This window comes from Virgibacillus carmonensis (assembly GCF_057836705.1).
In genome coordinates this window covers 1-554 of record NZ_JBYQFJ010000340.1, presented here as the reverse complement: position 1 = coordinate 554, position 554 = coordinate 1, and the positions used below count along the sequence as shown (strand labels likewise).

Annotated in this window: 1 protein-coding gene; it reads right to left on the bottom strand. The window is 36.8% G+C overall.

Annotation, left to right across the window (positions count from 1 at the left end):
- The coding region (locus AC3G7N_RS22225) for a GerAB/ArcD/ProY family transporter (RefSeq protein ID WP_489424280.1) at positions 1–543 on the bottom strand (543 nt) is incomplete at its 3' end.
- Between the last annotated feature and the right edge of the window lie 11 nt (positions 544–554).

Here is a 554-nt window from a genome sequence, read left to right as displayed (position 1 = left end):
GACAAAGACAAGCCAAAAGGCGACTTTGGCAAAGTTGGACGTTAAAGCAATAATTGAATGTGTGTCTTGAAAAAAGAAACAGGCGGCTAGCATGATTCCTGATGTAATATAGAGGGTCATTTTTTGTGAGATTTTATATAAGCGTTTTACACTATACGTGATTCCCCACATAAGCAAGATCATATTTGGCAGGACAACCATTAGCCAGCTAGTTACCACGATATAGTCAAACCGCTCTATAAAGGAAAAGGACACAATTTTGAATAGACCAAGAGTTGCCCAGTCCAGTGTTTCTAATTGTTTGGGACTATAATAGCCTATTGATATGACAGTCACCATAAGCAAAGTAAAAATTGTCCAAGCAATACCGAGAAAGACAGGGAGTTTTATCTTTTCTTTATTTTGTATAAATGGGTACAACAGCAAAAATATTTCAAAACCGAGCAAACTATAGGTGGTTTCTCTTGCCCCTTTCAGTAAATCCATAATAGGTGTTTGAAAAGCTGGAAGAAGGTGCATTATATCAATTCGCAATGCAGGCATGATTAACAAAA